The organism is Geobacillus sp. LEMMY01 (assembly GCF_002042905.1).
Classification (GTDB): domain Bacteria; phylum Bacillota; class Bacilli; order Bacillales; family Anoxybacillaceae; genus Geobacillus; species Geobacillus proteiniphilus.
Map to the genome: position 1 here is coordinate 1 of NZ_MVKA01000063.1, position 2,778 is coordinate 2,778.

The 2,778-nt window shown below is 48.3% G+C and carries 2 protein-coding genes and 2 pseudogenes; all 4 read right to left on the reverse strand.

Annotation, left to right across the window (positions count from 1 at the left end):
• Window positions 1-686, reverse strand: a pseudogene (locus B1A75_RS18815) (hypothetical protein); the annotation flags it as partial.
• A gap of 71 nt (window positions 687-757) precedes the next feature.
• A complete protein-coding gene (locus tag B1A75_RS18820; RefSeq protein WP_079936704.1) occupies window positions 758-973 on the reverse strand; it encodes a hypothetical protein in 216 nt (71 codons plus the stop codon).
• Window positions 974-1,172: 199 nt separating this feature from the next.
• On the reverse strand, window positions 1,173-1,436 hold the full coding sequence (locus B1A75_RS18825; RefSeq protein WP_079936705.1) for a hypothetical protein: 264 nt from the start codon (window positions 1,434-1,436) through the stop codon (window positions 1,173-1,175).
• 472 nt (window positions 1,437-1,908) lie between these two features.
• Window positions 1,909-2,778: pseudogene (locus B1A75_RS18830) on the reverse strand (replication initiation factor domain-containing protein); the annotation flags it as partial.

The following is a 2,778-nucleotide window of genomic DNA, read 5'->3' on the forward strand; positions in this document are numbered from 1 at the left end:
TGATGTAACGCAAACAGAATACAAGCCACCTCCGCGTCTAACTTGTCGAAATCCACCACGGAAATGATATATTGCTCGAAAACGTCATATGCGCCTATCGCTTGAAAAATTTGAAACGTGATCGGCTCCGCATACGTGATAGTGAACTCTACACGCGTTTTTTCAACGCCCTGTAATCCCTCCTCTTTTGCCTTGTCATATATACGAACGAATCCATGCGAGCCGCGCTGCCCAAAATAAAACGTCCCATGTACGCGATTTGCACATTTCCCTGTCGTCGATACCGGAACAATGGCGTCGATCGGAACGCCCAACAGATCGAAAGCTAGATCGACCGACTTTATCGTTTTCTTGAAGTTACGAAAATCCCTCAACGCAATCCAAAGAGATTTATATTCCTCAAATCTATGCTTATTTGGGTTTAGCTCAACTTTCATGTGAAACCGTTCTTTTGCTAGTCTTGCGTTTATCGAATTATGCCGATAACCGACGAAAACAGCGCCGTCACCTTGTCCGAAATGGAGATTATATGCGTACTCGCTCGCCCCTGTTTTGAATTGACGCCGAACATTTAGCACACCCGCCTTTTCAAACGCATCCAACGTATCATAGAACGCTTGAAAATCGTCCACATGGACATCTTCTATCCGGAAATTGAGCCTGTCCAAACTCATGCGAATTTCCAATTTCCCACCTCCCGAATGTACAAAATGTACACATTTACCCGCTAATTAGATATGCGGGTAGAGCTGGAAATTCAAATCGACCGACTGTCCGAAACCAGCCGATAGAAACGCAATACCTCCGCGTCAACTTCCTTTTCCGCACGATCACGCAAAAACGGTATGCGGAATTCACGTTCCATGTCTGTCATGATGTCCGCCAGCAGAAAACCGCGTCGGGATCTCGGCGCATCCATCGCGTCACGGTATCGCCGCTTATACTCCGCAAGTCTTTCCGCAAGTCTTTCCATGTCCTTCACCTCCTTCCATGTGTCGCGACATGTCCTCCCTATGTGTCGCTGTCGAGCCACGCCCGAGCCTTGACACTGGGGCCCTGCGCCCTCTGGACTCCCTATGCTTGACGGCAGGTCTCCGCCTGCCGCTCCCCTCGCTTCGCTCGGCAAGCATACCAGAGGGCGCCACCCAGTGGTCAAGGCACGTTCGCTCCGCTCACTTTCGGGCTGTTTCCGCCAGCTCAATCTTCATAAACTCCCTCACCTTTTCCTCACTCAATTCCTGCCGCACCACTTCGCGAACTACTTCCCCCACAGCCTCAATGATCGGCTTCGCGACCTTTTCTTGATTGTATAACCACTGACCAATGATAAACGCACAGAGCCCCGACATCGTAACGCCGTATGATTCCGCGTATTGTTGCAAAAGCTCCTTCTTGTCCTCCGCTAACTTAAACGCAACCCTAATGTCCCGTGCCATTTTATCACCCTTTCGTTTCTCTTTGTGTCCATTTTAGCGCTTGTCCTCCCGACGCGTCAAGATCCTTTTTCCGTCGTGATCGTGAAATGAAACAGACGGCGGCGGCGACGCGTCACCGCGCAGGGAACCCCGAGAACCCTTGCGCGGCACCGCGCGTCCGCCGCGCCCACCTGTCGCATTTTATCCGCTTCCGTATCCGACTGAACAAATTTTCGTCAGACGAATATTTATCCGCATCTGACCGAACTATTTTTCGTCAGACAAATATTTGTACCGAACAAGTCTTTCTCAATGCGAAAATATTTTCGTCAGACAAAAAATAAAACGAGGTCCCGCCTGTGTCGCGCCTGTGGACCTTCCGCCCGCTACCGCGGACGCGGAAGGTCCCCCAGCAGGAACCGCGACACCCAGCCAAAACCTCGCCCCATTTTCGTATTACGAAAATATGATCGCACCCCAATATGTTTACATATCACGGCAATATCGGTACAATACTAGTATCAACCACCTTGTCGTACCAATCAAAGTTAATGATCTTCTTAACCGTTTGAAAAACACCGTTCTTTTGCTCATTAAAAACAGACTGGAAATTTATTCGCTCTGTTCCCAGCAGAGCCTTTTTTATTTTTTCCTGCTTTCTCCGCGTGAAATCCTTCAAAGATCGAAAAGCATGATGTAACGCAAACAGAATACAAGCCACCTCCGCGTCTAACTTGTCGAAATCCACCACGGAAATGATATATTGCTCGAAAACGTCATATGCGCCTATCGCTTGAAAAATTTGAAACGTGATCGGCTCCGCATACGTGATAGTGAACTCTACACGCGTTTTTTCAACGCCCTGTAATCCCTCCTCTTTTGCCTTGTCATATATACGAACGAATCCATGCGAGCCGCGCTGCCCAAAATAAAACGTCCCATGTACGCGATTTGCACATTTCCCTGTCGTCGATACCGGAACAATGGCGTCGATCGGAACGCCCAACAGATCGAAAGCTAGATCGACCGACTTTATCGTTTTCTTGAAGTTACGAAAATCCCTCAACGCAATCCAAAGAGATTTATATTCCTCAAATCTATGCTTATTTGGGTTTAGCTCAACTTTCATGTGAAACCGTTCTTTTGCTAGTCTTGCGTTTATCGAATTATGCCGATAACCGACGAAAACAGCGCCGTCACCTTGTCCGAAATGGAGATTATATGCGTACTCGCTCGCCCCTGTTTTGAATTGACGCCGAACATTTAGCACACCCGCCTTTTCAAACGCATCCAACGTATCATAGAACGCTTGAAAATCGTCCACATGGACATCTTCTATCCGGAAATTGAGCCTGTCCACAMT

Coding starts and splice junctions, on each gene's coding strand:
- B1A75_RS18820 (WP_079936704.1), bottom strand. CDS start 973: ATGGAAAGACTTGCGGAAAGACTTGCGGAGTATAAGCGGCGATACCGT.
- B1A75_RS18825 (WP_079936705.1), bottom strand. CDS start 1,436: ATGGCACGGGACATTAGGGTTGCGTTTAAGTTAGCGGAGGACAAGAAG.